Consider the following 20,071-nt stretch of genomic DNA (forward strand, 5'->3'; position numbering starts at 1 on the left):
GGCCTCGTCGGCGACCTGTTCCAGCTGGTCCCCGAGCTGACCCAGAAAGTCTGAGACCCTGCACATCCATGACAAAGGCCCGCTCCGGCGGGCCTTTTTGTTTGGGTTTTTACATAAGGCTTTTGGCCATCATCCAGACCGCCATGCCAGCCATGCCAAGGTTTTCGGTCAGCGACACGAACCCCAGCGGCACGTTGCTGGAGCCGCCGACACAGGCGCATTTCAGCTCTCTCCGGTCGACATAGACCGCCTTGAGCACCGAGACCGCGCCCACCGTGCCGATGAACAGCGCCACCGGTGCCGCGATCCATGTCAGGACCCCGGCCAGCATCAGCACCCCCGCACCGGTTTCGGCAAAGGGATAGACATGGCCATAGGGCACCCAGCGCTGCGCCAGCAGGTCGTAATTCAGGAACATGGTGGCAAAACTGTCGACATCCTGCAGCTTCTGCAGCCCCAGCAGCACCATCGCGGTGGCCACAAACCATTCCGGCAGCCGCGGCGCCAGCAGGCTCCCCTCCGCCACCCAAGCAAGCGCCAGCGCGACCAGCAGCGCCACGGCAAAGATCGCGATCACCGGGCGGTAGGAGGTCGCGTCGGGATCCGCCACCGGCTTGCCGAAAAAGCGGCGCAGATCCTCGTAGCCGCCGATCCGCTCGCCGTCGATATAGGTTTGTGGCGTGGTCTTCACGCCCTCCCGGCGCTGGAACTCTTCGGTTTCGGCACGGCTGGTCAGGGGATGATCCTCGACCTTGTAGCCCTGACGGCGCAGCAGGTGGCGGGATTTCAGGCCCCATGGGCACAGGTGGTCAGGCATCACCATCCGGTAAAGCCGGGCGGTGGCGGGGGCGGCATCGGGCATCGGATGCTCCTTTCGCGGGCTTTGTCTGGCAGATCAGGACCAACGCATCACCGCACCCTGATGGTTCCCGCACGCAGGCTTCGTGCGGCAATGCACCCGCGCTGTGCGGTGCAGGCAATTGCGGCGCTGCGGCGAAAGCCTAGGTTGGCGTCGGTAAGCATTTGCCGGTGCGCCCTGCCCCGGCCCACTGGATCACGAAAGGACGTCTTATGTCGCTCAAGCTGAAGATCATCACCTCCAGCACCCGCCCCGGCCGAATCGGGCCCATCATCAGCAGCTGGGTTGCCGAACAGGCCACCGCGCATGGCAAGTTCGAGGTCGAGATCCTTGACCTCGACACCTTCGGCCTGCCCCTGCTTGACGAGCCGAACCACCCGGCGATGCAGTCCTACACGCACGAGCACACCAAGGCATGGAGCGCTGCGGTCAATGATGCCGATGCCTTCATCTTCGTGACGCCGGAATACAACTCCTTCCCGCCCGCCGCCGTGGTCAACGCGCTGCAGGCGCTGGTGCTGGAATGGGAACGCAAGCCCGCGGGCGTCGTCTCCTATGGCGGCATCTCGGGGGGTCTGCGCTCCGCTCAGGAACTGCGGATGCTGCTCGCCAACATGAACATCATGCCGCTGAAGCAGGTCGTGCCGATGCCCATGGTCTTTGGCGACATCAAAGAGGATGGCAAACTTTCGCCCAACTCGGAAGTCGGCAAGGGCACGGCAGGCATGCTGGACGAGCTGGCCATCTGGGCCGCAGCGCTGAAGCCCACCCGCGCCTGAGCCAAGGCTTACCCGAAAAGAAGGGCCGCCGGATCGCTCCGGCGGCCCTTTTTCGTTCGATGCCCACCGGTCAGGTCGACACCTGTTCGCGCAGGATCGACGCGGTCAGCGAGATCATCAGATAGATCCCCGCAAAGATCAGGAAGGCGAGGATCGTATTCTCGAACTTGCGCGGATAACTCGGATCCTCGGAGGCGACCGGCACCACCGAGGTGGTGAGATAGCGCGCCTGACTGTCGGCATCGCGCCGCGCCTGATCCAGCCGTTCCAGCGCCGTCTGCAGCATCAGGTCGCGCGTGGCCAGATCGGCCTGCGCCAGCTGGATCTGCACCGCCACCTCGGCCAGCGAGTTTTCGCCGGTGGTGGCGGTGGTCATCTCCGAATTGAGCTGCGCCAGCAGCGCCTCCAGCCGCCGCACGTCGCCTTCCGCGCCATCGACCCGGCTGCTGTTGGGGCGGGCATTGTCCAGAAGCGCCTGCAGCGTCAGCCGCTTTTCCTGCAGCTGCACCTCGACATTGCTGATCTGCGTCCGCAGCGAGGCGATGCGCCCCTCGGGGTCGATCACCGCGCCATCCTGCTGCAGCCGCACCAGCTTTTCCTGCGCCTCGGCGCGCTGCCGTTCGGCATCCAGCAGCCCGGCCTCGGCATCGGTCACGGCGTTGGACCGCTTGCGCAGCGACAGGTTGTCCACGCGCTCTTCGGCATAGCCGATCAGGGCGCGACTGAACCGGGCGGCGGTTTCCGGATCTGCGGCCATGATTTCCATCTTCACCACGCCTTCGGTCGGATCATAGCCGATCTCGATGTTGCGCTTGTAAAGACTGTAGGCCTCCTCGTTCGAGGCTCCGGGTTCCAGCCGCTGGATCGGGTCGATCCACGCCTGTTCGTAATGCGTCTTGAAGCCCTCGTCACGGTCCAGCCGCAGCATCGCATCCTTGGACAGCAGATAGCTTTGCACCGCGATGGCATCCTGATTGGTGGCGAACTGCGTGCCGGAAAACAGGCTGCCCATGCCGGCGGCAGAGCTTTCCGCCTTCAGGATCAGGAATTCCGATTTGGTCGCATACATCGGCGTGGCGACCACATAAAAATAGTAGCCCGCGATCAGCGTCGGCAGCATCACGAAAAACGCCAGCCGCGTCAGCAGCAGCACCATCTTGCGCCGCCGCCGCTTGGCAAGGTCGCGCTGGATCTGGGAGATCTCCGCCGCGCGGCGCTCCGCCGGGCTGGCCGTCCGGGTCGAGGGCAGCTGCGGGCGCCCCTCCGGCACGGTCTGCGGCAGGCTCTGGCCTGTGGGCACCGTCTGGGGCAGCTGCACCCGACCCTCGGGGCGGGCGGGCGGCGCCGCGCCGTCGGCGCCATGGCCCGGCACCACCAGTTCCAGCATGGTGGTGCGCTGGAACGGGTCGATGCCCCGCGCGCGCAGCAGCCGCACCGCATCCAGATCCGAGGCAGGCTCCAGCCCGTGCTTCTGTGCCACACGGCGGGCCATGCGCAGCTGGCGCCCGGTCAGTTCCTCCTGACGCAGCGCCTCGGCGGGGTCAGGCGGCCTCGGCCCAGTCGCGGCAGGCGGCGGCGTGTCACTGGCGACGGACCGCTCTTCGGGCAGATCGGCGTCGGCGGGGGTGGCGCGGCGGATGCGGAATTTTCTAGCCTTGGGTTTCGTAGTCATAAAGCCGCTTCGCCTCTTCCAAGGTTTCAAACATGTGCAGCCGCCCATCCATCAGGACGGCAGCCTTGCGCGCAAACTTTTCAAGAATCGCCGGCTGGTGGGACACGATCACGATGGTCGTGGTGCGCAGCCGTTCCAGCAGGATCTCGCTGGCCTTGCGGTTGAACTCCGCATCGGTGGAATTGGGCATGCCCTCGTCGATCAGGTAGATGTCGAAATCCAGCGCCAGCATCAGCGAAAAGGTGAACCGCGACCGCATCCCCGAAGAATAGGTGCCGATGGGCTGGTCGAAATATTCCCGCAGATCACAGAGCCAGCGGCAGAACGATTCCACATAGTCGGGGTCAAGCCCGTAAAGCCGCGCGATGAACCGGGCGTTTTCGCGGGCCGAAATCTTGCTGACCACCCCGCCCATGAAGCCCAGCGGAAAGGACACGCGGGAGGTGCGGCGGATCTCGCCCTCGTCGGGTTTTTCCAGCCCCGCCATCATCTTGATCAGCGTGGTCTTGCCGGTGCCGTTGGGCGCAAGGATGCCCAGACTTTCGCCAAGCTCGACCCGGAACGAGACACGGTCAAGGATCACCTTGCGGCGCTGCCCCGTCCAGAAGGACTTGCTGACCATATCGAATTCGATCATTGCCCTGCCCCGATCCGCAAGCGCCGGTTTAGCAAGCGGCGATTAAGCATGTCTTAGGCGGCGAGTTTGGTCAGAATATGTCCTAAATTAGATGCAAACCACAATGATTCCACACTTGGGCGCGAAGATGTTACGGGCGCCCGCCGTCCGGCAGGCGCCCGCGCCTTGGTCTTAGATCGCCTGTTTCTGCACGCGCAGCAGCATCCCCATGATCATCGAGATGCCTGCGGCGGCAAAGCTGAACAGCGCGCCCATCTTGGCGGCGTCCTGCACCGGCCCCGCCTGAAAGGCGACGGAGGCCACGAACAGCGACACGGTAAAGCCGATGGCCGCGACGCAGCCCACCACCACCAGATCAAGGATGCGCATCCCCTGCGGGATCCCCAGCCGCAGCGGGCGGGCAGCGATCCAGCCGAACAGGAAGATGCCCATCGGCTTGCCCACCAGCAGCCCCAGCAGCACCAGCCATGTGGCCGGACCGATGAAGGAAAACTCCACCCCGGCATTGAGCAGGCCGAAGAAGAACAGCACGATCTCCACGGGATATTTCAGCGCGTGTTCCATCGTGTTGAGCAGGTCGGTCAAGTGCTCCTCGGCCTCGGCGAAGATGCCGAAGGCGCGGTCGGCATGGGGGATGGCGGGCACGATCGGCAGCAGCCCCAGCGCCGGATGGATCCCCGACCGCATGAAGCCATACCACGACAGGCAGCCCGCGATGGCATAGGGCCAGAAGCTGAGCTTGTTGCGGACCCATGTGGAATTGGGCCGCTCCTGCTTGCCCGCGTCCAGCCGACGCGGCAGCCAGTTGAACAGCACAAACACCCCGATGGCCGCACCCAGCGACAGCAGCAGCCATTGCGGCGCAAGATCGGCCGAAGGGTAGAACAGCGCCAGAATGATCAGCCCCGCCGCGTCATCGGCGATGGCCAGCAGCAGCAGGAACCGCACCGCCGGATGCCCGGCACCGAAGACCAGCCGCCCCACCAGGTAGGAAAAGGCGATGTCGGTGGCCGTGGGGATCGCCCAGCCATTCGCCACGGCGGTATACACGCTGGATCCCATGACCGTGGCCAGCCCCAGAAAGACCACGATCGGCCCCAGCATGCCGCCCAGCGTGGCGAAAAGCGGCGTCGCCGCCCGGCGGCCCCGCAGGCTGCCCTTTTCCAGAATGACCGCCTCCCAGACCTCCTTGGCGGCGATGGCGAAGAACATCGCCATCAGCACGTCATTGATCAGGTAGTGCAGCGTCAGGGTGCGGTGGCCGTCATGCAGGTGACCGATGGGCGCATTGTCCCAGATCACGAACTCCACGAAATGATGATAGCTTTCGGCATTCGTGTTGGCCCAGACCAGCGCGGCCAGCGCGCCGATGATCAGCAGCAACGAATAACTCGTCAGGAAATTCCAGACGCGATACATAAGTCTCCCCCCGCTCCCGGTTCCGGTGATTGTCTTGATGATGTGGCGAAACACCCGAAGCGGGGGATTTGGCTGCGCCGCCCCGTCCTGTCTCGTCCGACTCTGGTGTCCATGGTCATGCATGCGCGCAGTCTTGTGACAGGCCGCAGCGAAAGAAAAGAGCCTTGCGAACCGCCCGGTTCACTTTCCTGCGCCCGGCCCCTGTCGCCGCCCTCGCCGGGTCTGGCGGCGCGGGCTTTGCGCCCCTATCTCACCAGCATGACCGATGCCCTGCCCGATCTTGCCACCCGGCTGCGGTCCTGCCGCCTGTGCGCGCCGCGCTTTGCCGCCACCGCCACCCGTCATGCGCCGCGTCCCGTGGTCTGGTTCCGCCCCGGCGCGCGGATTCTGGTCGCGGGTCAAGCGCCCGGCGCGCGCGTGCACGGGTCCGGGCGGCCCTTCGACGATGCGTCGGGGGTGCGGCTGCGCGACTGGCTGGGCCTGACCGAGGCGCAGTTCTGGGACACCTCGCTTGTGGCCATCGTGCCCATGGCCTTCTGTTTTCCCGGCTATGACGCCAAAGGATCGGACCTGCCGCCGCCCCCGGTCTGCCGCGCCACATGGCATGACGCGATCTTCGCCGAACTGGGCGAAATTCCGCTGCGGGTCTATGTTGGCGGCCATGCGCAGCGCTATCATCTGGGCACGCGGGCCAGCGTGACCGACACCGTGCGGGGCTGGCGCGACCACATGCCCCGCGCCATGCCCTTGCCGCATCCGTCTTGGCGCAATACGGGATGGCTGAAACGCAACCCATGGTTCGGCGAGGAGCTTCTGCCCGCGCTCCGCAGCCGGGTCCGCGAGGTGATGGAATGACACAGACACCGCTTGATGCCGCGCTCTCCGCGATGGAGGCCAGCCCCGAGGATGAGACCAAGCGCCTGCGCTTTTACGAACGGCTGGCCGATGGCGAACTGTTCCTGCTGCTGGCGCACGAGGCAAGCGGCGACAGCGTCGATCCCGAAGTGTTCGATCTGGGCGATGCCCGCTTCGTGCTGGTCTTCGACCGGGAGGACCGGCTGTCGCAGTTCGTGGGCCGTGCTGCCCCCTATGCGGCGCTGTCGGGCCGCGCCGTGGTCAGCATGCTGGCCGGTCAGGGCATCGGGCTGGGCGTGAACCTTGACGTCTCCCCCGCCTCCATCCTGCTGCCCGCCGAGGCGGTGGACTGGCTGGCGGAAACCCTGACCCATGGCCCCGCCGAGGAAGAGGCGCAGCTGGCCGAGGTGCTGGCCCCCAAGGGCCTGCCAGAGGCGCTGCTGACCGCGCTTGACACCAAGCTTGCCACGGCGGCGGGGTTTGCGCGCTGCGCGTGGCTGGCGGCGGCGCGCTATGCCGATGGCACGCGCGGCCATGTGCTGGCCTTTGCCGGGCATGTGCCGGGGGCGGAATCCGCGCTGGCCCGCGCCGTGAACGAGGCGCTGGTCTTTTCGGGCATCGAGGCGGGGGCGCTGGACGTGCTGTTCCTGCGCGACAGCGACGAGCTTGCGGCGCGGCTGGCGCGGGTCGGCCTGCGGTTTGATCTGCCGCAGATCACCGCACCCGAACGGCTGGAGCCGGTGGCGCCGGGATCGGATCCGAACCGCCCGCCGATCCTGCGCTAAAGCCCCAGATCCTGCCGCAGCGTCGGCAGGGTGTCGCCGGGGGCGGGCCGCGCCTCCCAGACCGCGCGGGCGATGGCGCGGGCAAGGCACAGGCTGGCGGCATGGCCGATCTCGGCCAGCTGCTGTGGCGATGTCAGGCGTCTGTGCCCGGTGGCGGCGGCAAAGACCAGATCGCCATCCATGGGCGAATGGGCGGGATGGATCGCCCGCCCGATGCCGTCATGCGCGGCCACCGCCAGCCGGTGCGCCTGTGCCTTGTCAAGCTCGGCATCGGTGGCCACCACGGCGATGGTGGTATTGCCCATGCCCGCCATGGCCGCCAGCTTGCGGCTGTCGGGCAGCGGCTGGAAGCCGCGCGCGGGATCAGGCCCCAGCCCGCCGAATTCCTCGCCCATCTCGAAGGGGGCCGCCCAGAAATGCCGCCCCGAAGGCGTGGTGACGCTGCCCATCGGGTTCACCGCCACCAGCGCCCCCACGGTGACCCCGCCCGGCAGCACCACCGAAGCCGAGCCCAGCCCGCCCTTGTGCTGCGCCGTCTGCGCCCCGGTCCCTGCCCCGGCGCTGCCAAGCGCAAAGCTTTCGCCGGCATTGGCCAGCGCCTGCCGCCCCAGCGCCGGATAGGGGTTCACGCCCCAGCCCTTGTGCCCGCCATTCAGCAGGTCGAACAGGATGGCGGCGGGCACGATGGGCACCCGCGCCGACAGCACGGCAAAGCCGCGCCCCTGTTCGTGCAGCGCGTCCATCACCCCCTGCGCCGCCGCCAGACCAAAGGCGCTGCCCCCCGACAGCACCAGCGCATCGACCCCGGGCGCGGTCTTGTCCGGGGCCAGCAGATCGGTTTCCCGCGTGCCGGGGGCGCCGCCCATCACCGCCACCGAGGCGACAAAAGGCGCCTCCGCCACCACCACCGTGGTGCCGCTTTTCAGCGCAAGGTCATCGGCATTGCCGACGCGCAGCCCCGCGACATCGGTGATCAGGTTGCGCGGTCCGGGTCGCATCGCATCCTCCTTGCGGACGTGTCGCCCCATCTTCCGCCGCAGGAGCCGCCCAAGGCAAGCCCCGCGCAGCGGTCAGCCCACCGGATCGGGCAGATGTGGTGCCGCGGCCAGCAGCGCGCGGGTGGCGGGATGCTGGGGCGCATCAAAAATCCGCGCGGGCGCGCCCTCCTCCACGATGCGCCCGGCCTCCATGACCAGCACCCGGTCGGCGATTCCCCGCACCACCGACAGATCGTGGCTGATGAAAAGCCAGGCCAGCCCGTGACTGCGCGACAGATCCGCGATCAGGTCGAGGATCTGCGCCCGCACCCGCACGTCCAGCGCCGACACCGCCTCGTCGAAGATCACCATGTCGGGCCGGATGATCAGCGCGCGGGCGATGGCGATGCGCTGGCGCTGGCCGCCGGAAAAGGCGTGGATCGGGCTCCGGGCATGATCGGGCGACAGACCCACCGCGCGCAGCGCCTCGGCCACGGCGGCCTCTCGTGCGGCCCCCTGCGGCGGGTCGGGCAGCAGGTGGAACGGTTCGGCGATCAGGCGGCCCACGCTGTGACGCGGATTGAACGAGCCATAGGGATCCTGAAACACCGCCTGAAGGCGGCGGCGCTGGTCGGGATCGGCACGGCGGCCCGCCAGCACCGGATGCCCGGCCAGCGTGATCGTGCCCCCCTGCACCGCATCCAGCCCCAGCAGCGCGCGCGCCAGCGTGGATTTGCCACAGCCCGAGGCGCCGACCAGAGCCACCCGTTCGCCCTGCCGGATCTGCAGATCGACCCCCTGCACCGCGTGGAACAGGCGACGCTTCGCAAAGGGATGGGCGCGCGGCAGCGCGTGGTGGCGGTGCAGCCCGCTGACCTGCAAGAGCGGGCCGCCGGGGTCGCGCGGGGGCAGAACCGGCTGGTGGCGCGCGGCGGCGATCAGCGCGCGGGTATAGGCATGGCGCGGTGCGGCCAGCAGATCTGCGGCGGGCCCCTCCTCGACGATGCGCCCGGCCTGCATCACCGCCAGCCGGTCGGCCCGGCCCGCCACCACCGCAAGATCATGGGTCACCAGCAGCAGGCCCATGCCCTCCTGCCGCACCAGATCCGTCAGCAGATCGAGGATCTGCGCCTGTGTGGTCACGTCCAGCGCCGTGGTCGGTTCGTCCGCGATCAGGATCTGCGGGCGCAGCGCGATGGCCATGGCGATGACCACGCGCTGGCGCTGCCCGCCGGAGAGTTCATGCGGATAACGCGTCGGCGGCACCTGATCGGGCGGCAGCCCGACCCGCGCAAGGGTTTCCGCCGCACGGATCCGCGCCTCGGCCCGAGGCAGGGCGCGGTGGATGAGGATCGTCTCCATCACCTGCGCGCCGATGGTCATCACCGGATCGAGCGCCGTCATCGGTTCCTGAAACACCATGCCAAGCCGCCGCCCGCGCAGGCCGCACATCTGCTGGTCGGTCAGGGTGTCCAGCCGGGTGTCGCCCAGCGTGATGTCCCCGCGGGTCGCGGCGCCCTCGGGCAGAAGGCCCATGATGGCGAGCGCGGTCATGGATTTGCCCGAGCCCGATTCCCCGGTCAGCGCAAGGATTTCCCCCGCCGCCAGATCCAGCGAGATTTCCTGCAGCACCGCGCTGCCGCCCAGCGTCACCGACAGGCCGCGCAGGGAAAGGCGCTGCCCCTCGGGGCGAGGGCCCGGTTCCGACAAAGGCGAGGGGCTCTGCCCCTCGGGACGAAGGCCCGGCTCCGGCAAAGGGGGGGGGGGGGGNGGTGAATCACGGCGATCTGACCGCGCTGCTGTTCCTGCAGGGCTATTCCCGGGCGGAATTCGCCGCCTGACCCGGCGCCGCCGCGCTGCAACACGCGAAGAGACGAGGGGCTCTGCCCCTCGCGCTCCCCGGGATATTTGGAGCCAATGGAAACACTCATGCGCGCGCGGGCCTCAGCCTTGGGTCGAGATGGTCGCGCAGCCCGTCGCCGAGCAGGTTCAGACCCAGCACGCTCAGCAGGATCGCCGCTCCGGGCACCAGCGCCACATGCGGCGCCAGCGCCACCATGGTCTGCGCCTCGGCCAGCATCCGGCCCCATGAGGGCAGCGGCGGCTGCGCGCCCAGCCCGACATAGGACAGGCCCGCCTCGGCCAGAATGCCCAGCGAGATCTGGATGGTGCCCTGCACGATCAGCAGCGGGATCAGGTTGGGAAGGATATGTTCGGCGCTGATGCGGCTGCGGTGCTTGCCCGCCAGCCGCGCGGCAAGGATGAAGTCGCGCCGCCAGAGCGGCAGCGCCGCGCCGCGCGTCACGCGGGCAAACACCGGAATGTTGAAGATGCCGATGGCGAGGATGGCGTTGAGCGCCCCGGGGCCCGCCAGCGCGGTGATCAGGATGGCGATGACCAGCGAGGGAAAGGCGAAGATCAGGTCATTGGTGCGCATCACCAGCTCGTCCAGCGGCCCGCCCGCACGGGAGGCGGCGGCAAGCCCCAGCGGCACCCCCAGCAGCAGGCCCAGCCCCACCGCCACCAGCGCCACCATCAGCGAGGCGCGCGCCCCCACCATCACCATGCTGAGGAGGTCGCGGCCAAAATGGTCGGTGCCCAGCCAGTGCGCGGACGAGGGCGGCTGCAGCCGTGCCGGGATGTCGAGCGCCGTGACATCGCCGGGCGTCCAGACCAGCGACAGCAGCGCCGCGCCCAGAACCAGCGCGCTGAGCGGCAGGCCCAGCAGGATCGCGGCGCGCCTCACCGCCGGTGCCTCAGCCGTGGATCGGCGGCGGCATAGGCGAGATCGGTCAGGAAATTCACCACGATCACCGCAAAGACCAGCAGCAGCACCACCGATTCCACCACGATCAGGTCGCGCTGGGTGATGGCCTGAAAGATCAGCCGCCCGAGCCCGGGCAGGAAGAACACCTGTTCGATGATGATCGCCCCCGCCAGCAGGAAGGAAAACTGCAGCCCCAGAATGGTCAGCACCGGGATCAGCGCGTTGCGCAGCCCGTGGCGCAGCAGCGCCTGACCGCGGCTCAGCCCCTTGGCGCGGGCGGTGCGGATGAACTCCTCCTCCAGAATGTCGAGCAGGGCCGAGCGCAGCACCCGCGCAAGGATCGCCGCCTGCGGCAGGGCCAGCGCCGTGGCGGGCAGGATCAGCGCGCGCAGGGCGGCGGCGGGATCCTCCCAGCCGGGAAAGCCGCCCGCAGGCAGCCAGTGCAGCTTCAGCGCGAAGAGCAGCACCAGCAGCAGGGCCAGCCAGAAATTCGGCAGCGCGATGCCCAGCTGCGTGGCGCCCATCACCGCCATGTCCGGCGCCCGGCCCCGGCGCGCGGCGGCGATCAGCCCGGCGGGCAGCGCGATCAGCGTCGACAGCGCCAGCGCCCCCGCCGCCAGCGGCAGCGAGACCGCCAGCCGGTCCGCCACCATCTGCGCCACCGGCGTGCGGTAAGTGTAGGAAATGCCGAAATCACCGGTGAGCATCCCGCCCAGCCAGTCGAGATAGCGCAGGTGCACCGGCAGATCGAGCCCCAGTTCCGCCCGCAGCGCCGCCACCGTATCGGGCCGCGCGTTCATCCCCAGCATGAAGCTGGCGGGGTCGCCGGGCGCGACCTCGACCACCAGAAAGATCACCAGCGAGGCAGCCAGCAGCGAGACCGCAAGCGACGCCAGACGTTTGAGGAGATAGCCCATCATGGCGCGAGGTTAGGCGCGGCGCGCGCGGCGGTCCAGCACCTAGCGCGCCAGCAGTTCAAGCGGATCGTAGCCAAGGCCCCGGCCCCATGCCACATGCGGCAGGCTGTCGGGTTTGAAGCGCAGGCCCGCCATTTCTTCGCGCGTGACGAACCGGCGTTCGCTGACCACGCCTTCGGGATCGCGCCAGAGCGGGTCCAGCACGCCGGCGGTGATGCGGGCGCGAAAGAACACCTCGACCTGATGAAAGCCGCTGGCGGGGTCGTGGTATTCGTTGACCAGACAGGGCGGGCCTACGGCGACGGTCAGGCCGGTTTCCTCATGCACCTCGCGGGCGAGGTTGTCGGGCAGCGAGGCGCCGCGTTCGACCCCGCCGCCGGGCGCGCACCACAGGTCGCTGACCCCGCCCGGCCAAGCGTTGACCAGCAGCAGCCGGTTGTCCATCAGGATCACGGCACGAGCCGCAAGACGGGGCGAAAGGGACATGGGCAGGGCTCCGGCTGTTCGCCCTTTCATAAGCGCAGGGGCGCCTGTATCTCAAGCGCCGTGCCGCCAAGGGAGACCCGGATGATCGCGCTCAGCTTCGACAATGCCCGCGTGCTGCGCCCCGAAGGCTGGGACGACCAGCCGCTGTCCATGGCCGGGGGGCGGATCTGTGCCGACCCACAGGTGCGGCGGGTGGATCTGGCGGGCTATGATCTGCTGCCGGGGATCGTGGATGCCCATGGCGACGGGTTCGAACGGCATATGGCGCCGCGCCGGGGCGCGCTGCGCGAACGCGATGCGGGCATGGTGGCGGTGGCGGCAGAGCTTGCCGCCAATGGCATCACCACCGCCGCCCTTGCGCAGTTCTGGTCATGGGAAGGCGGGATGCGCGGCCCGGACTTCGCCGCCGAGGTTTTTGCCGCCGTGGCCGCCGTGGCGCCGACGGTGCCGGTGGATCTGCGCCTGCAGCTGCGGCTGGAGACGCATTTTCTGGATGGCTTCGCCGCGGCAGAGGCGGCGGTCGCGCGCTGGGGGATCGGGCATGTGGTGTTCAACGACCATCTGCCGCATGACCGGCTGGCGGCGGGGCGCACCCCGCCCCGGCTGACCGGGCAGGCGCTGAAAAGCGGTCGCAGCCCGGAGGCGCATCTGGCGCTGATGCAGGGGCTGCATGCCCGCGCCGCCGAGGTGCCCGCCGCCCTGGACGCGCTCTGCGCGCGGCTGGCGGCGCGCGGCGTGACCATGGGCAGCCATGATGATGGCAGCGCCGACACCCGCGCGCTGTGGCGCGCGCGCGGCGCGCGCGTGTCCGAATTTCCCGAAACGCGCGAGGCGGCGCTGGCGGCGCGGCAGGCGGGCGATGCCGTGGTGCTGGGCGCGCCCAATGTGGTGCGCGGCGCCAGCCATGCGGGCAATGTCTCGGCGCTGGATCTGGTGGCAGAGGGGCTGTGTGATGCGCTCGCCTCGGATTACCATTATCCCGCCCCTGCCCGCGCGGCGTGGCGCTGCGTGGAACTGGGGATCCTGACCGAAGCGCAGGCCTGGGCGCTGGTGTCGGAAGGGCCCGCGCGGCTGCTGGGTCTGACGGATCGCGGACGGCTGGAGCCGGGCCTGCGCGCCGACCTGATCGTGAGGGACAGCGCCACCCGCCGGATCGAGGCCACCTTTGCCGGGGGGCAGCTGGCCTTCATGTCGGGCGCGGTGGCGGCGCGGTTCCTCAGCTAAGAGTGCGGCGCACCACCTCGGCCATGGGCGCATAGGTCTGCGCCTGCACTTGCGCATGACCTGCCTCGGACAGGCGCTGCCACAGGCCGGGGTCGGAACAGAGCCGGTCGATACGGTCGGCGAGGGCCGCCGTATCCTCGGGATCGACCAGAAAACCGGTTTCGCCATCGGTGATGGCATCCTCGTTGCCGCAGTTCAGGCAGCCGATGGTGGGGGTGCCGAACTGGTTGGCCTCCAGATGCACCAGACCGAAGCCTTCGAACCCGGTGCGGGACTGCTGCGAGGGCAGCGCGAACAGCATGGCGCGGGCATAGGCCTGATCGCGCTCTGCCGCGCTGACAAAGCCGCGGAAGGTGACATGATCCTCCAGCCCCAGCGCGGCGATGCGGTCCATGACCTTGCGCTGAAAGGTGCTGCGCGGCTTGGTCAGGCCGAGAATCTCCAGCCTTGGCCTGCGCGCGGCGGGGATCAGCGCCAGCGCTTCCACCAGACGGTCGGCGCCCTTGCGCGGCTTGACCGCCGCGACCGACAGCACCACGGGCGCCCGGTCGGCGCGGGGCAAGGGGGTGATGTCGCGCCGGGGCACGCCGGGATTGGCGACATGGATCTTGGCGGCAAGCGCCGGACGGGTTTCCAGCACAGCATCGCGGGTAAAGCGGCTGACGGCAAAGATCGCCGTGGCCCGGCGTTCGGCCAGCGCCATGGCGCGGCGGTCGAACCCGGTGCCGGGATCCACCGCATAGGTGCCGTGATAGACCAGACCGAAGCGCAGCCCGTGCCGCATGTTCAGAAAGGCGGCCAGCGGCAGCACGGTCTCATCCACCGCCAGCAGCGTGACCCGCGCCGGATCGAGCCCTTCGGAGGCCAGCACCCTGCGCACCCGCGCCGCGTCGCGCCAGAGCCGCAGCAGCCGCCCGCGCCCCCGCTGCTGGCTGGTCAGGCGCCGCGCCTCCGGCTCGGCCTCGTCGCCGGTCAGCAGGATCACCCGGCCTTCTGCCGCCAGCGCCTCTGACAGATGCTGCGCCACGGCGCCCCATCCCGACCCGGTGTCACGGCTGGAGGCCAGCAGCAGGAACACCGCCGCCATGTCAGGTGCCCCGGATGATGCGGTTCACATGGCCCATCTTGCGCCCGGCCTTGACCTCGGCCTTGCCGTAAAGATGCAGCGCGGTGTCGGCTTCGCGGGCCAGTTCGGGCACGCGGTCCATATCGGCGCCGATCAGGTTTTCCATCTGCACATCGGCATAGCGGCTGCCATCGCCCAAAGGCCAGCCCGCCACGGCGCGGATATGCTGTTCGAACTGGTCGATGGTGCAGCCGTTCTGGGTCCAGTGGCCGGAATTGTGGACGCGCGGCGCGATCTCGTTGACCACCAGCCCGCCGGGCGCGCAGAACAGCTCCACCCCCATCACGCCCACATAGTCAAGCTCGGTCAGGATGCGCCCGGCCAGCAGCACCGCATCCTGCCGCTGCGAGGCGGTCAGCCGCGCGGGCACGGTGGTGGTGCGCAGGATGCCGTCGCGATGCACGTTTTCGCCGGGATCGTAACAGGCCACCGATCCGTCCTGCCCGCGCGCGGCGATCACCGACACCTCGTGGCTGAAATCGACAAAGCCTTCCAGAATCGCGGGCGCGCCCTGCAGCGCGTCAAAGGCGGCCACGGCCTCTTCGGGGGCCATGATCCGCACCTGCCCCTTGCCGTCATAGCCGAAGCGGCGGGTCTTGAGGATGGCGGGCGCGCCGATTGCCCCCAGCGCGCGGTGCAGATCCTCAAGGCTGTCGACGGGCGCATAGGGCGCCGTGCGCAGGCCGAGACCGGACAGGAAATCCTTTTCGGTCAGCCGGTCCTGACTGACCCGCAGCGCCTCGCGCCCCGGACGGATGGGCCGCAGCACCTGCAGCACCTCCAGCGCCGAGGTCGGCACGTTCTCGAATTCATAGGTCACCACATCGACCGCTTCGGCGAAGCGGGTCAGCGCCTGCACATCCTCGTAAGAGGCGGTGGTGACGGCATCGGCCACCTGCGCCGCGGGCGCATCCGCCCCCGGTTCAAAGATGTGGCTCCGGAACCCCAGACGGCTGGCCGCCACCGACAGCATGCGGCCCAGCTGGCCACCGCCAAGAATACCGAGAGTTGCGCCTTGCGGCAGGGGTCCGGTCATCTGCGCCTCCTTGCGTGTCTGTTCCCGCTTTTCCTGCGAAACGCCCGCGCCCGCAACCGCGCATTTGGGCGGCTCAGTCGCGCAGCGGCTCTTCGGGGATCGAGGCCGACAGCGCGTCGCGCCAGTCCTCCAGCCGCTGCGCCAGCGCCGGATCCTGCAGCGCGAGGATCCCCGCCGCCATCAGCCCGGCATTGGCCGCACCCGCCGCCCCGATCGCCATGGTGGCCACCGGAAAGCCGCGCGGCATCTGCAGGATGGAATAAAGGCTGTCCACACCATGAAGCGCGCGGGTCTGCACCGGCACGCCGATCACCGGCACCCGCGTCTTGGACGCCATCATGCCGGGCAGATGCGCCGCACCGCCAGCGCCCGCGATGATGACCTGCAGCCCGCGCGCCACGGCTTCCTTGCCATAGGACCACAGCCGGTCCGGCGTGCGATGGGCCGACACGATGCGCACCTCGTGCGGGATGCCCAGTTCGTCCAGCATCGCCGCCGCTTCCTGCATCGTGGACCAGTCCGACTGGCTGCCCATGATGATGCCGACCTTCACCGCTTGTTCCGTCATCCGTGCCCTCTGCGCCGCCGGGAAAAGACGCACTATAGCCGCTGCGCCCCCCGTGTCCATGGCGGCGCTTTGTGTTTGGCCCGTGCCGTGCAAGGCTGCGGCCAGAGACAGGGAGATGGCCATGAAGGCGGGAATCATCGGGGCGGGCATGGTCGGATCGGCGGCGGCCTATGCGCTGGCCCTGCGCGGCGGCGCGAGCGAGGTGGTGCTGGTGGACCGCAACGCGGCACTGGCCCGCGCGCAGGCCGAGGACATCGCCCATGCCGTGCCCTTTGCCCATCCGTGCCAGATCCACGCGGGCGGCTATGACGCGCTGGCAGGTGCCGCCGTGGTCATCCTTGCCGCCGGTGTGGCGCAGAAGCCCGGCGAAAGCAGGCTCAGCCTGCTGGCCCGCAACGCCCAAGTGTTCGCCGAGGTCATCGGGTCGGTGCGGGATGCCGCGCCCGACGCGCTGCTGCTGGTGGCGACCAACCCGGTGGACGTGATGACCGACGTGGCGCGGCGCGTCTCGGGCCTGCCTGCGGCGCGGGTGATCGGATCGGGCACGATACTGGACAGCGCGCGGTTCCGCGCCCTGCTGGGGGATCATCTGGGCATCGCCGCGCAGTCGGTGCATGCCTATGTGCTGGGCGAACACGGCGATTCAGAGGTGCTGGGCTGGTCCTCCGCCCGCGCCGGGGCGGTGCCTTTGGCGGGCTTTGCCGACCAGATGGGCGCGCCCCTGACCGCCGAAGTGCGCGCCCGCATCGACGACGCGGTGCGCCGCGCCGCCTATCGCATCATCGAGGGCAAGGGCGCCACATGGTATGGCATCGGCGCGGGGCTGGCGCGCATCGTGCAGGCGATCCGCGACGACCAGCGCGCGGTGCTGTCGGTCTCTGCCACAACGCCCGAAATTCAGGGCGTGGCGGACGTGGCGCTGAGCCTGCCGCGGGTCATCGGGCGCGCCGGGGTCATCGCCACGCTGCTGCCCGATCTGGACGCGGACGAGGCGACGGCGCTGCGCGCCTCGGCCGAGCTGCTGGCGGAGACGGCGGCGCAGCTGCGCTGAGCCGGTTCAGGCGATGATGTCGGGGGTCAGCCGGTCCTCGATCAGGGCGATCTTGTCCTTGAGGTGCAGCTTTTTCTTCTTCAGCCGCTGCAGCGTCAGCTGATCGGCCACACCACGCTCCTGCAGCGCGCGGATGGCGTCGTCGAGATCGCGGTGTTCCCGTTTGAACACCGCCAGTTCGACGCGCAGCACTTCCTCGGTCTTCATCGAGATGTCCTGCGGTGCGTTCATTCGGGAAACCCCTGTTCCTTGGCAGAGCAGAAACATACCGCGTCGCGACCGTTTCGCAAAGCCCTTGCGCAACAAACGGCTGCTTCCCATATTTAACATGTCCGAGCCGCCGCAAAGCGGGACTCGGGCAGACGGTCGCTTAAAGTCAAGGACATGTCGATGAGCAAACTGACCCTGGGCTCCTACCCGCATATGCTCGGTTTCGAGCAGCTTGAGCGTCTGCTCGAGCGTACCGCAAAAACCAGCGAGGGATACCCGCCCTTCAACATCGAGCAGACTTCGGACCGCTCGTATCGCATCACTCTGGCCGTGGCCGGCTTCGCCGAAGGCGAGCTGTCCATCACCGTGGAAGAACGCCAACTGGTGATCCGCGGGCGTCAGCGCGATGACGGGTCCGAACGCATCTTTCTGCATCGCGGCATTGCAGCGCGGCAGTTTCAGCGGAGCTTTGTGCTGGCTGATGGAGTTGAGGTGGGTGAGGCCGTGATGGAAAACGGTCTTCTGCACATCGATCTGACCATGTCCCGCCCGGAAACGGTGGTGCAGACGATCCAGATCAGAAAGGGCTGAGCCATGAATATCAATACGAGTTTCCCCGATTTCGACGCCGAACGGATCGTCTATGTGCGCCCCGTGGCGGTCGCCGACCTGCCCGAAGAGGTGCAGCAGCAGGCCGGACAGCAGCAGACGCTGTATGCCGTGCACCGCGCCGATGGCGAACGGCTCGCACTGGTGCGCGACCGCAAGCTGGCCTTTGCGCTGGCCCGCCAGAACGATCTGGCGCCGGTGACGGTGCACTAGCCCGCAGCGGCCCGGGCCCTTCCCGCGCCGCATCCCTGACGCCGCACACAGAAAAAGGCCGGGCGCAGTGCCCGGCCTTCGTCATTCCAGCACCTTGGCGGCGGTTACTGCGCGCCGCCGATCAGGCCCATCGCTTCCAGCTTCAAGATCACCTGATGCGCGCAGTTGTCGACATCGACATTCACTGTGTCGACGCGCAGTTCAGGATTTTCCGGCACGTCATAGGGATCGGAGATGCCGGTGAATTCCTTGATCTTGCCTTCGCGCGCCAGCTTGTAGAGCCCCTTGCGATCCCGCTTTTCGCAATCCTCGATCGAGGTGGCGACATGGACTTCGACAAAGGCGCCATAACTCTCGATCATCTCGCGCACGTCGCGGCGGGTGGCCGCATAGGGCGCGATGGGGGCGCAGATGGCGATGCCGCCATTCTTGGTGATCTCGGACGCGACATAGCCGATCCGCTTGATGTTGATGTCGCGATGCTCCTTGGAAAAGCCCAGCTCCGAGGACAGATGCTTGCGCACCACGTCGCCATCCAGCAGCGTCACCGGACGGCCCCCCATTTCCATCAGCTTGACCAACAGCGCGTTGGCGATAGTCGACTTTCCCGAGCCCGAAAAGCCGGTGAAGAACACGGTAAACCCCTGATTGGAGCGCGGCGGCTTGGTGCGGCGCAACTCCTTCACCACTTCGGGGAAGGAGAACCATTCCGGGATCTCCAGACCTTCCTGCAGACGGCGGCGCAGTTCGGTGCCGGAGATGTTCAGGATGGTGACGGTGTCGCGGTCGGCGATCTCGTCGGCGGGCTCATACTGGGCGCGCTCCTGCACATAGACCATGTGCTTGAAGTCCACCATCTTGACGCCGATCTCCTCCTCGTGTTCGCGGAACAGATCCTGCGCCTCGTAGGGGCCGTAGAAATCCTCGCCCTTGGAGTTCTTGCCCGGCCCCGCATGGTCGCGGCCCACGATGAAATGGGTGCAGCCGTGGTTGCGGCGGATCAGCCCGTGCCACACCGCCTCGCGCGGGCCCGCCATGCGCATGGCCAGCGGCAGCAGCGACATGGTGGTGGTGGCCGCCGGATACTTGTCCAGCACCGCCTCGTAGCAGCGGACGCGGGTGAAATGGTCCACATCGCCGGGCTTGGTCATGCCGACCACGGGATGGATCAGCAGGTTGGCCTCGGCCTCGCGCGCGGCGCGGAAGGTCAGTTCCTGATGCGCCCGGTGCAGCGGGTTGCGGGTCTGGAACGCCACGACCTTGCGCCAGCCCAGCTTGCGGAAATAGGCGCGCAGTTCGTTGGGCGTGTCGCGGCGACCCCGGAAATCGTAATGCACCGGCTGCTGGATGCCGGTCACCGGACCACCCAGATACACCTCTCCGGCGGTGTGGTGCAGGTAATGCACGGCGGGATGGGCGGAATCATCGGCGCCGAACACCTTCTCGGCCTCGCGCGCCTTGTTGGGCACCCATTTGTCGGTGACGGTCATGGTGGCAAGAATGACGCCTTCCTGATCGCGCAGCGCGATGTCCTGACCGATCTCGATCTTGTCGGCAAAGGCCTGCGACACGTCCAGCGTGACGGGCATGGGCCAGAGCGTGCCATCGGCAAGGCGCATGTCCTCGACCACGCCGGTGTAATCCGCCTCGGACAGGAAGCCTTTCAGCGGGTTGAACCCGCCGTTCATCAGCAGTTCCAGATCGCAGATCTGACGCGGCGATAGATCATGGGAGACGAGAGTCCCCGCCTCGATCTTGAGCTTCTGGGCGCTCTCGTAAGAGACGTAAAGCTCGGGGATCGGGGCAAGGTTGCTGGACATGGACATGGGCAAGGCTCTCATAATGTATGGCGTGAGAAATTACGGATCTGCGCCAAAAGGC

21 protein-coding genes are annotated in these 20,071 nt (G+C 68.1%); 7 read left to right on the forward strand and 14 right to left on the reverse strand.

Annotation, left to right across the window (positions count from 1 at the left end; genetic code table 11):
• Positions 1-109 precede the first annotated feature (109 nt).
• On the reverse strand, positions 110-862 hold the full coding sequence (locus VK682_RS22615; RefSeq protein ID WP_230797898.1) for a MauE/DoxX family redox-associated membrane protein: 753 nt from the start codon (positions 860-862) through the stop codon (positions 110-112).
• A 209-nt stretch (positions 863-1,071) separates the two neighbouring features.
• On the opposite strand from VK682_RS22615, the gene VK682_RS22620 reads away from it, so the two are divergent.
• Positions 1,072-1,638 carry an NADPH-dependent FMN reductase gene (locus tag VK682_RS22620; RefSeq protein ID WP_089851677.1) on the forward strand — a complete coding sequence of 189 codons (567 nt, stop codon included), beginning with the start codon at positions 1,072-1,074 and terminating at the stop codon, positions 1,636-1,638.
• A gap of 70 nt (positions 1,639-1,708) precedes the next feature.
• Here the strand turns inward: VK682_RS22620 and VK682_RS22625 are convergent, their stop codons facing one another.
• From VK682_RS22625 to VK682_RS22635, 3 genes are all read right to left on the reverse strand, one after another.
• Positions 1,709-3,310 carry a KpsE/RkpR family capsule polysaccharide export protein gene (locus VK682_RS22625; protein ID WP_230797899.1) on the reverse strand — a complete coding sequence of 534 codons (1,602 nt, stop codon included), beginning with the start codon at positions 3,308-3,310 and terminating at the stop codon, positions 1,709-1,711.
• Positions 3,288-3,947: an ABC transporter ATP-binding protein gene (locus VK682_RS22630; protein ID WP_089851673.1), complete on the reverse strand. Its 660-nt coding sequence runs from the start codon at positions 3,945-3,947 to the stop codon at positions 3,288-3,290. Before VK682_RS22630 ends, VK682_RS22625 begins: the two co-directional genes overlap by 23 nt.
• 171 nt (positions 3,948-4,118) lie before the next feature.
• Positions 4,119-5,366, reverse strand: a complete 1,248-nt coding sequence (locus VK682_RS22635) for a Na+/H+ antiporter NhaA (RefSeq protein WP_089851671.1) — start codon at positions 5,364-5,366, stop codon at positions 4,119-4,121.
• Between the two features lie 258 nt (positions 5,367-5,624).
• On the opposite strand from VK682_RS22635, the gene VK682_RS22640 reads away from it, so the two are divergent.
• A complete protein-coding gene (locus tag VK682_RS22640) occupies positions 5,625-6,221 on the forward strand; it encodes a uracil-DNA glycosylase family protein (RefSeq protein ID WP_230797920.1) in 597 nt (198 codons plus the stop codon).
• Positions 6,218-7,006, forward strand: coding sequence for an SseB family protein (locus VK682_RS22645; protein ID WP_089851669.1), 789 nt, complete (start codon positions 6,218-6,220; stop codon positions 7,004-7,006). The genes VK682_RS22640 and VK682_RS22645 overlap by 4 nt, the downstream gene beginning before the upstream one ends.
• Here the strand turns inward: VK682_RS22645 and VK682_RS22650 are convergent.
• The 5 genes from VK682_RS22650 to VK682_RS22670 all read right to left on the reverse strand — a co-directional run bounded on the left by VK682_RS22650 (position 7,003) and on the right by VK682_RS22670 (position 12,153).
• Positions 7,003-8,004 (reverse strand): P1 family peptidase, encoded by a 1,002-nt coding sequence (locus VK682_RS22650; RefSeq protein WP_230797900.1) that lies wholly within the window; start codon positions 8,002-8,004, stop codon positions 7,003-7,005. The two genes, VK682_RS22645 and VK682_RS22650, sit on opposite strands and share 4 nt — an antisense overlap.
• A gap of 72 nt (positions 8,005-8,076) precedes the next feature.
• Complete coding sequence (locus VK682_RS22655) at positions 8,077-9,693, reverse strand: dipeptide ABC transporter ATP-binding protein (RefSeq protein ID WP_324782586.1); 1,617 nt, start codon at positions 9,691-9,693, stop codon at positions 8,077-8,079.
• Positions 9,694-9,910: 217 nt separating this feature from the next.
• Positions 9,911-10,729: an ABC transporter permease gene (locus VK682_RS22660; RefSeq protein ID WP_089851663.1), complete on the reverse strand. Its 819-nt coding sequence runs from the start codon at positions 10,727-10,729 to the stop codon at positions 9,911-9,913.
• Positions 10,726-11,670 carry an ABC transporter permease gene (locus VK682_RS22665; protein ID WP_324782587.1) on the reverse strand — a complete coding sequence of 315 codons (945 nt, stop codon included), beginning with the start codon at positions 11,668-11,670 and terminating at the stop codon, positions 10,726-10,728. Before VK682_RS22665 ends, VK682_RS22660 begins: the two co-directional genes overlap by 4 nt.
• 39 nt (positions 11,671-11,709) lie before the next feature.
• On the reverse strand, positions 11,710-12,153 hold the full coding sequence (locus tag VK682_RS22670; RefSeq protein ID WP_230797902.1) for an NUDIX domain-containing protein: 444 nt from the start codon (positions 12,151-12,153) through the stop codon (positions 11,710-11,712).
• A gap of 81 nt (positions 12,154-12,234) precedes the next feature.
• Here VK682_RS22670 and VK682_RS22675 point away from each other — a divergent pair, with 81 nt between their 5' ends.
• Positions 12,235-13,377, forward strand: a complete 1,143-nt coding sequence (locus VK682_RS22675) for an alpha-D-ribose 1-methylphosphonate 5-triphosphate diphosphatase (RefSeq protein WP_230797903.1) — start codon at positions 12,235-12,237, stop codon at positions 13,375-13,377.
• Here the strand turns inward: VK682_RS22675 and VK682_RS22680 are convergent.
• The 3 genes from VK682_RS22680 to purE all read right to left on the reverse strand — a co-directional run bounded on the left by VK682_RS22680 (position 13,370) and on the right by purE (position 16,107).
• Positions 13,370-14,464: a glycosyltransferase family 4 protein gene (locus VK682_RS22680; protein ID WP_230797904.1), complete on the reverse strand. Its 1,095-nt coding sequence runs from the start codon at positions 14,462-14,464 to the stop codon at positions 13,370-13,372. The genes VK682_RS22675 and VK682_RS22680 overlap by 8 nt on opposite strands.
• Before the next feature lies 1 nt (position 14,465).
• A complete protein-coding gene (locus VK682_RS22685; protein ID WP_089851653.1) occupies positions 14,466-15,539 on the reverse strand; it encodes a 5-(carboxyamino)imidazole ribonucleotide synthase in 1,074 nt (357 codons plus the stop codon).
• 73 nt (positions 15,540-15,612) lie between these two features.
• A complete protein-coding gene (gene purE, locus VK682_RS22690; RefSeq protein ID WP_089851651.1) occupies positions 15,613-16,107 on the reverse strand; it encodes a 5-(carboxyamino)imidazole ribonucleotide mutase in 495 nt (164 codons plus the stop codon).
• A 121-nt stretch (positions 16,108-16,228) separates the two neighbouring features.
• Between purE and VK682_RS22695 the strand changes: the two genes are divergently transcribed.
• On the forward strand, positions 16,229-17,158 hold the full coding sequence (locus VK682_RS22695; protein WP_230797905.1) for an L-lactate dehydrogenase: 930 nt from the start codon (positions 16,229-16,231) through the stop codon (positions 17,156-17,158).
• A gap of 6 nt (positions 17,159-17,164) precedes the next feature.
• On the opposite strand, the gene VK682_RS22700 is transcribed toward VK682_RS22695, so the two are convergent.
• Positions 17,165-17,389 carry a YdcH family protein gene (locus VK682_RS22700; RefSeq protein ID WP_089851649.1) on the reverse strand — a complete coding sequence of 75 codons (225 nt, stop codon included), beginning with the start codon at positions 17,387-17,389 and terminating at the stop codon, positions 17,165-17,167.
• A gap of 159 nt (positions 17,390-17,548) precedes the next feature.
• Between VK682_RS22700 and VK682_RS22705 the strand changes: the two genes are divergently transcribed.
• Complete coding sequence (locus VK682_RS22705) at positions 17,549-17,959, forward strand: Hsp20 family protein (protein ID WP_089851647.1); 411 nt, start codon at positions 17,549-17,551, stop codon at positions 17,957-17,959.
• A 3-nt stretch (positions 17,960-17,962) separates the two neighbouring features.
• Complete coding sequence (locus tag VK682_RS22710) at positions 17,963-18,190, forward strand: DUF1150 family protein (RefSeq protein ID WP_089851644.1); 228 nt, start codon at positions 17,963-17,965, stop codon at positions 18,188-18,190.
• 104 nt (positions 18,191-18,294) lie between these two features.
• Here VK682_RS22710 and VK682_RS22715 read toward each other — a convergent pair whose 3' ends face one another.
• The gene (locus VK682_RS22715; protein WP_230797906.1) at positions 18,295-20,016 is read right to left on the reverse strand and encodes a bifunctional sulfate adenylyltransferase/adenylylsulfate kinase; all 1,722 of its coding nucleotides are present in this window, start codon (positions 20,014-20,016) and stop codon (positions 18,295-18,297) included.
• Positions 20,017-20,071 lie beyond the last annotated feature (55 nt).

This window comes from Salipiger marinus (assembly GCF_035481585.1).
Classification (GTDB): Bacteria; Pseudomonadota; Alphaproteobacteria; order Rhodobacterales; family Rhodobacteraceae; genus Salipiger; species Salipiger marinus.

What these genes read in the sequence shown, in the direction of transcription:
- VK682_RS22615 (WP_230797898.1), bottom strand. Translation starts at nt 862, where the DNA reads ATGCCCGATGCCGCCCCCGCCACCGCCCGGCTTTACCGGATGGTGATG.
- VK682_RS22620 (WP_089851677.1), top strand. Translation starts at nt 1,072, where the DNA reads ATGTCGCTCAAGCTGAAGATCATCACCTCCAGCACCCGCCCCGGCCGA.
- VK682_RS22625 (WP_230797899.1), bottom strand. Translation starts at nt 3,310, where the DNA reads ATGACTACGAAACCCAAGGCTAGAAAATTCCGCATCCGCCGCGCCACC.
- VK682_RS22630 (WP_089851673.1), bottom strand. Translation starts at nt 3,947, where the DNA reads ATGATCGAATTCGATATGGTCAGCAAGTCCTTCTGGACGGGGCAGCGC.
- VK682_RS22635 (WP_089851671.1), bottom strand. Translation starts at nt 5,366, where the DNA reads ATGTATCGCGTCTGGAATTTCCTGACGAGTTATTCGTTGCTGCTGATC.
- VK682_RS22640 (WP_230797920.1), top strand. Translation starts at nt 5,625, where the DNA reads ATGACCGATGCCCTGCCCGATCTTGCCACCCGGCTGCGGTCCTGCCGC.
- VK682_RS22645 (WP_089851669.1), top strand. Translation starts at nt 6,218, where the DNA reads ATGACACAGACACCGCTTGATGCCGCGCTCTCCGCGATGGAGGCCAGC.
- VK682_RS22650 (WP_230797900.1), bottom strand. Translation starts at nt 8,004, where the DNA reads ATGCGACCCGGACCGCGCAACCTGATCACCGATGTCGCGGGGCTGCGC.
- VK682_RS22665 (WP_324782587.1), bottom strand. Translation starts at nt 11,670, where the DNA reads ATGATGGGCTATCTCCTCAAACGTCTGGCGTCGCTTGCGGTCTCGCTG.
- VK682_RS22670 (WP_230797902.1), bottom strand. Translation starts at nt 12,153, where the DNA reads ATGTCCCTTTCGCCCCGTCTTGCGGCTCGTGCCGTGATCCTGATGGAC.
- VK682_RS22675 (WP_230797903.1), top strand. Translation starts at nt 12,235, where the DNA reads ATGATCGCGCTCAGCTTCGACAATGCCCGCGTGCTGCGCCCCGAAGGC.
- VK682_RS22680 (WP_230797904.1), bottom strand. Translation starts at nt 14,464, where the DNA reads ATGGCGGCGGTGTTCCTGCTGCTGGCCTCCAGCCGTGACACCGGGTCG.
- VK682_RS22685 (WP_089851653.1), bottom strand. Translation starts at nt 15,539, where the DNA reads ATGACCGGACCCCTGCCGCAAGGCGCAACTCTCGGTATTCTTGGCGGT.
- purE (WP_089851651.1), bottom strand. Translation starts at nt 16,107, where the DNA reads ATGACGGAACAAGCGGTGAAGGTCGGCATCATCATGGGCAGCCAGTCG.
- VK682_RS22695 (WP_230797905.1), top strand. Translation starts at nt 16,229, where the DNA reads ATGAAGGCGGGAATCATCGGGGCGGGCATGGTCGGATCGGCGGCGGCC.
- VK682_RS22700 (WP_089851649.1), bottom strand. Translation starts at nt 17,389, where the DNA reads ATGAACGCACCGCAGGACATCTCGATGAAGACCGAGGAAGTGCTGCGC.
- VK682_RS22705 (WP_089851647.1), top strand. Translation starts at nt 17,549, where the DNA reads ATGAGCAAACTGACCCTGGGCTCCTACCCGCATATGCTCGGTTTCGAG.
- VK682_RS22710 (WP_089851644.1), top strand. Translation starts at nt 17,963, where the DNA reads ATGAATATCAATACGAGTTTCCCCGATTTCGACGCCGAACGGATCGTC.
- VK682_RS22715 (WP_230797906.1), bottom strand. Translation starts at nt 20,016, where the DNA reads ATGTCCATGTCCAGCAACCTTGCCCCGATCCCCGAGCTTTACGTCTCT.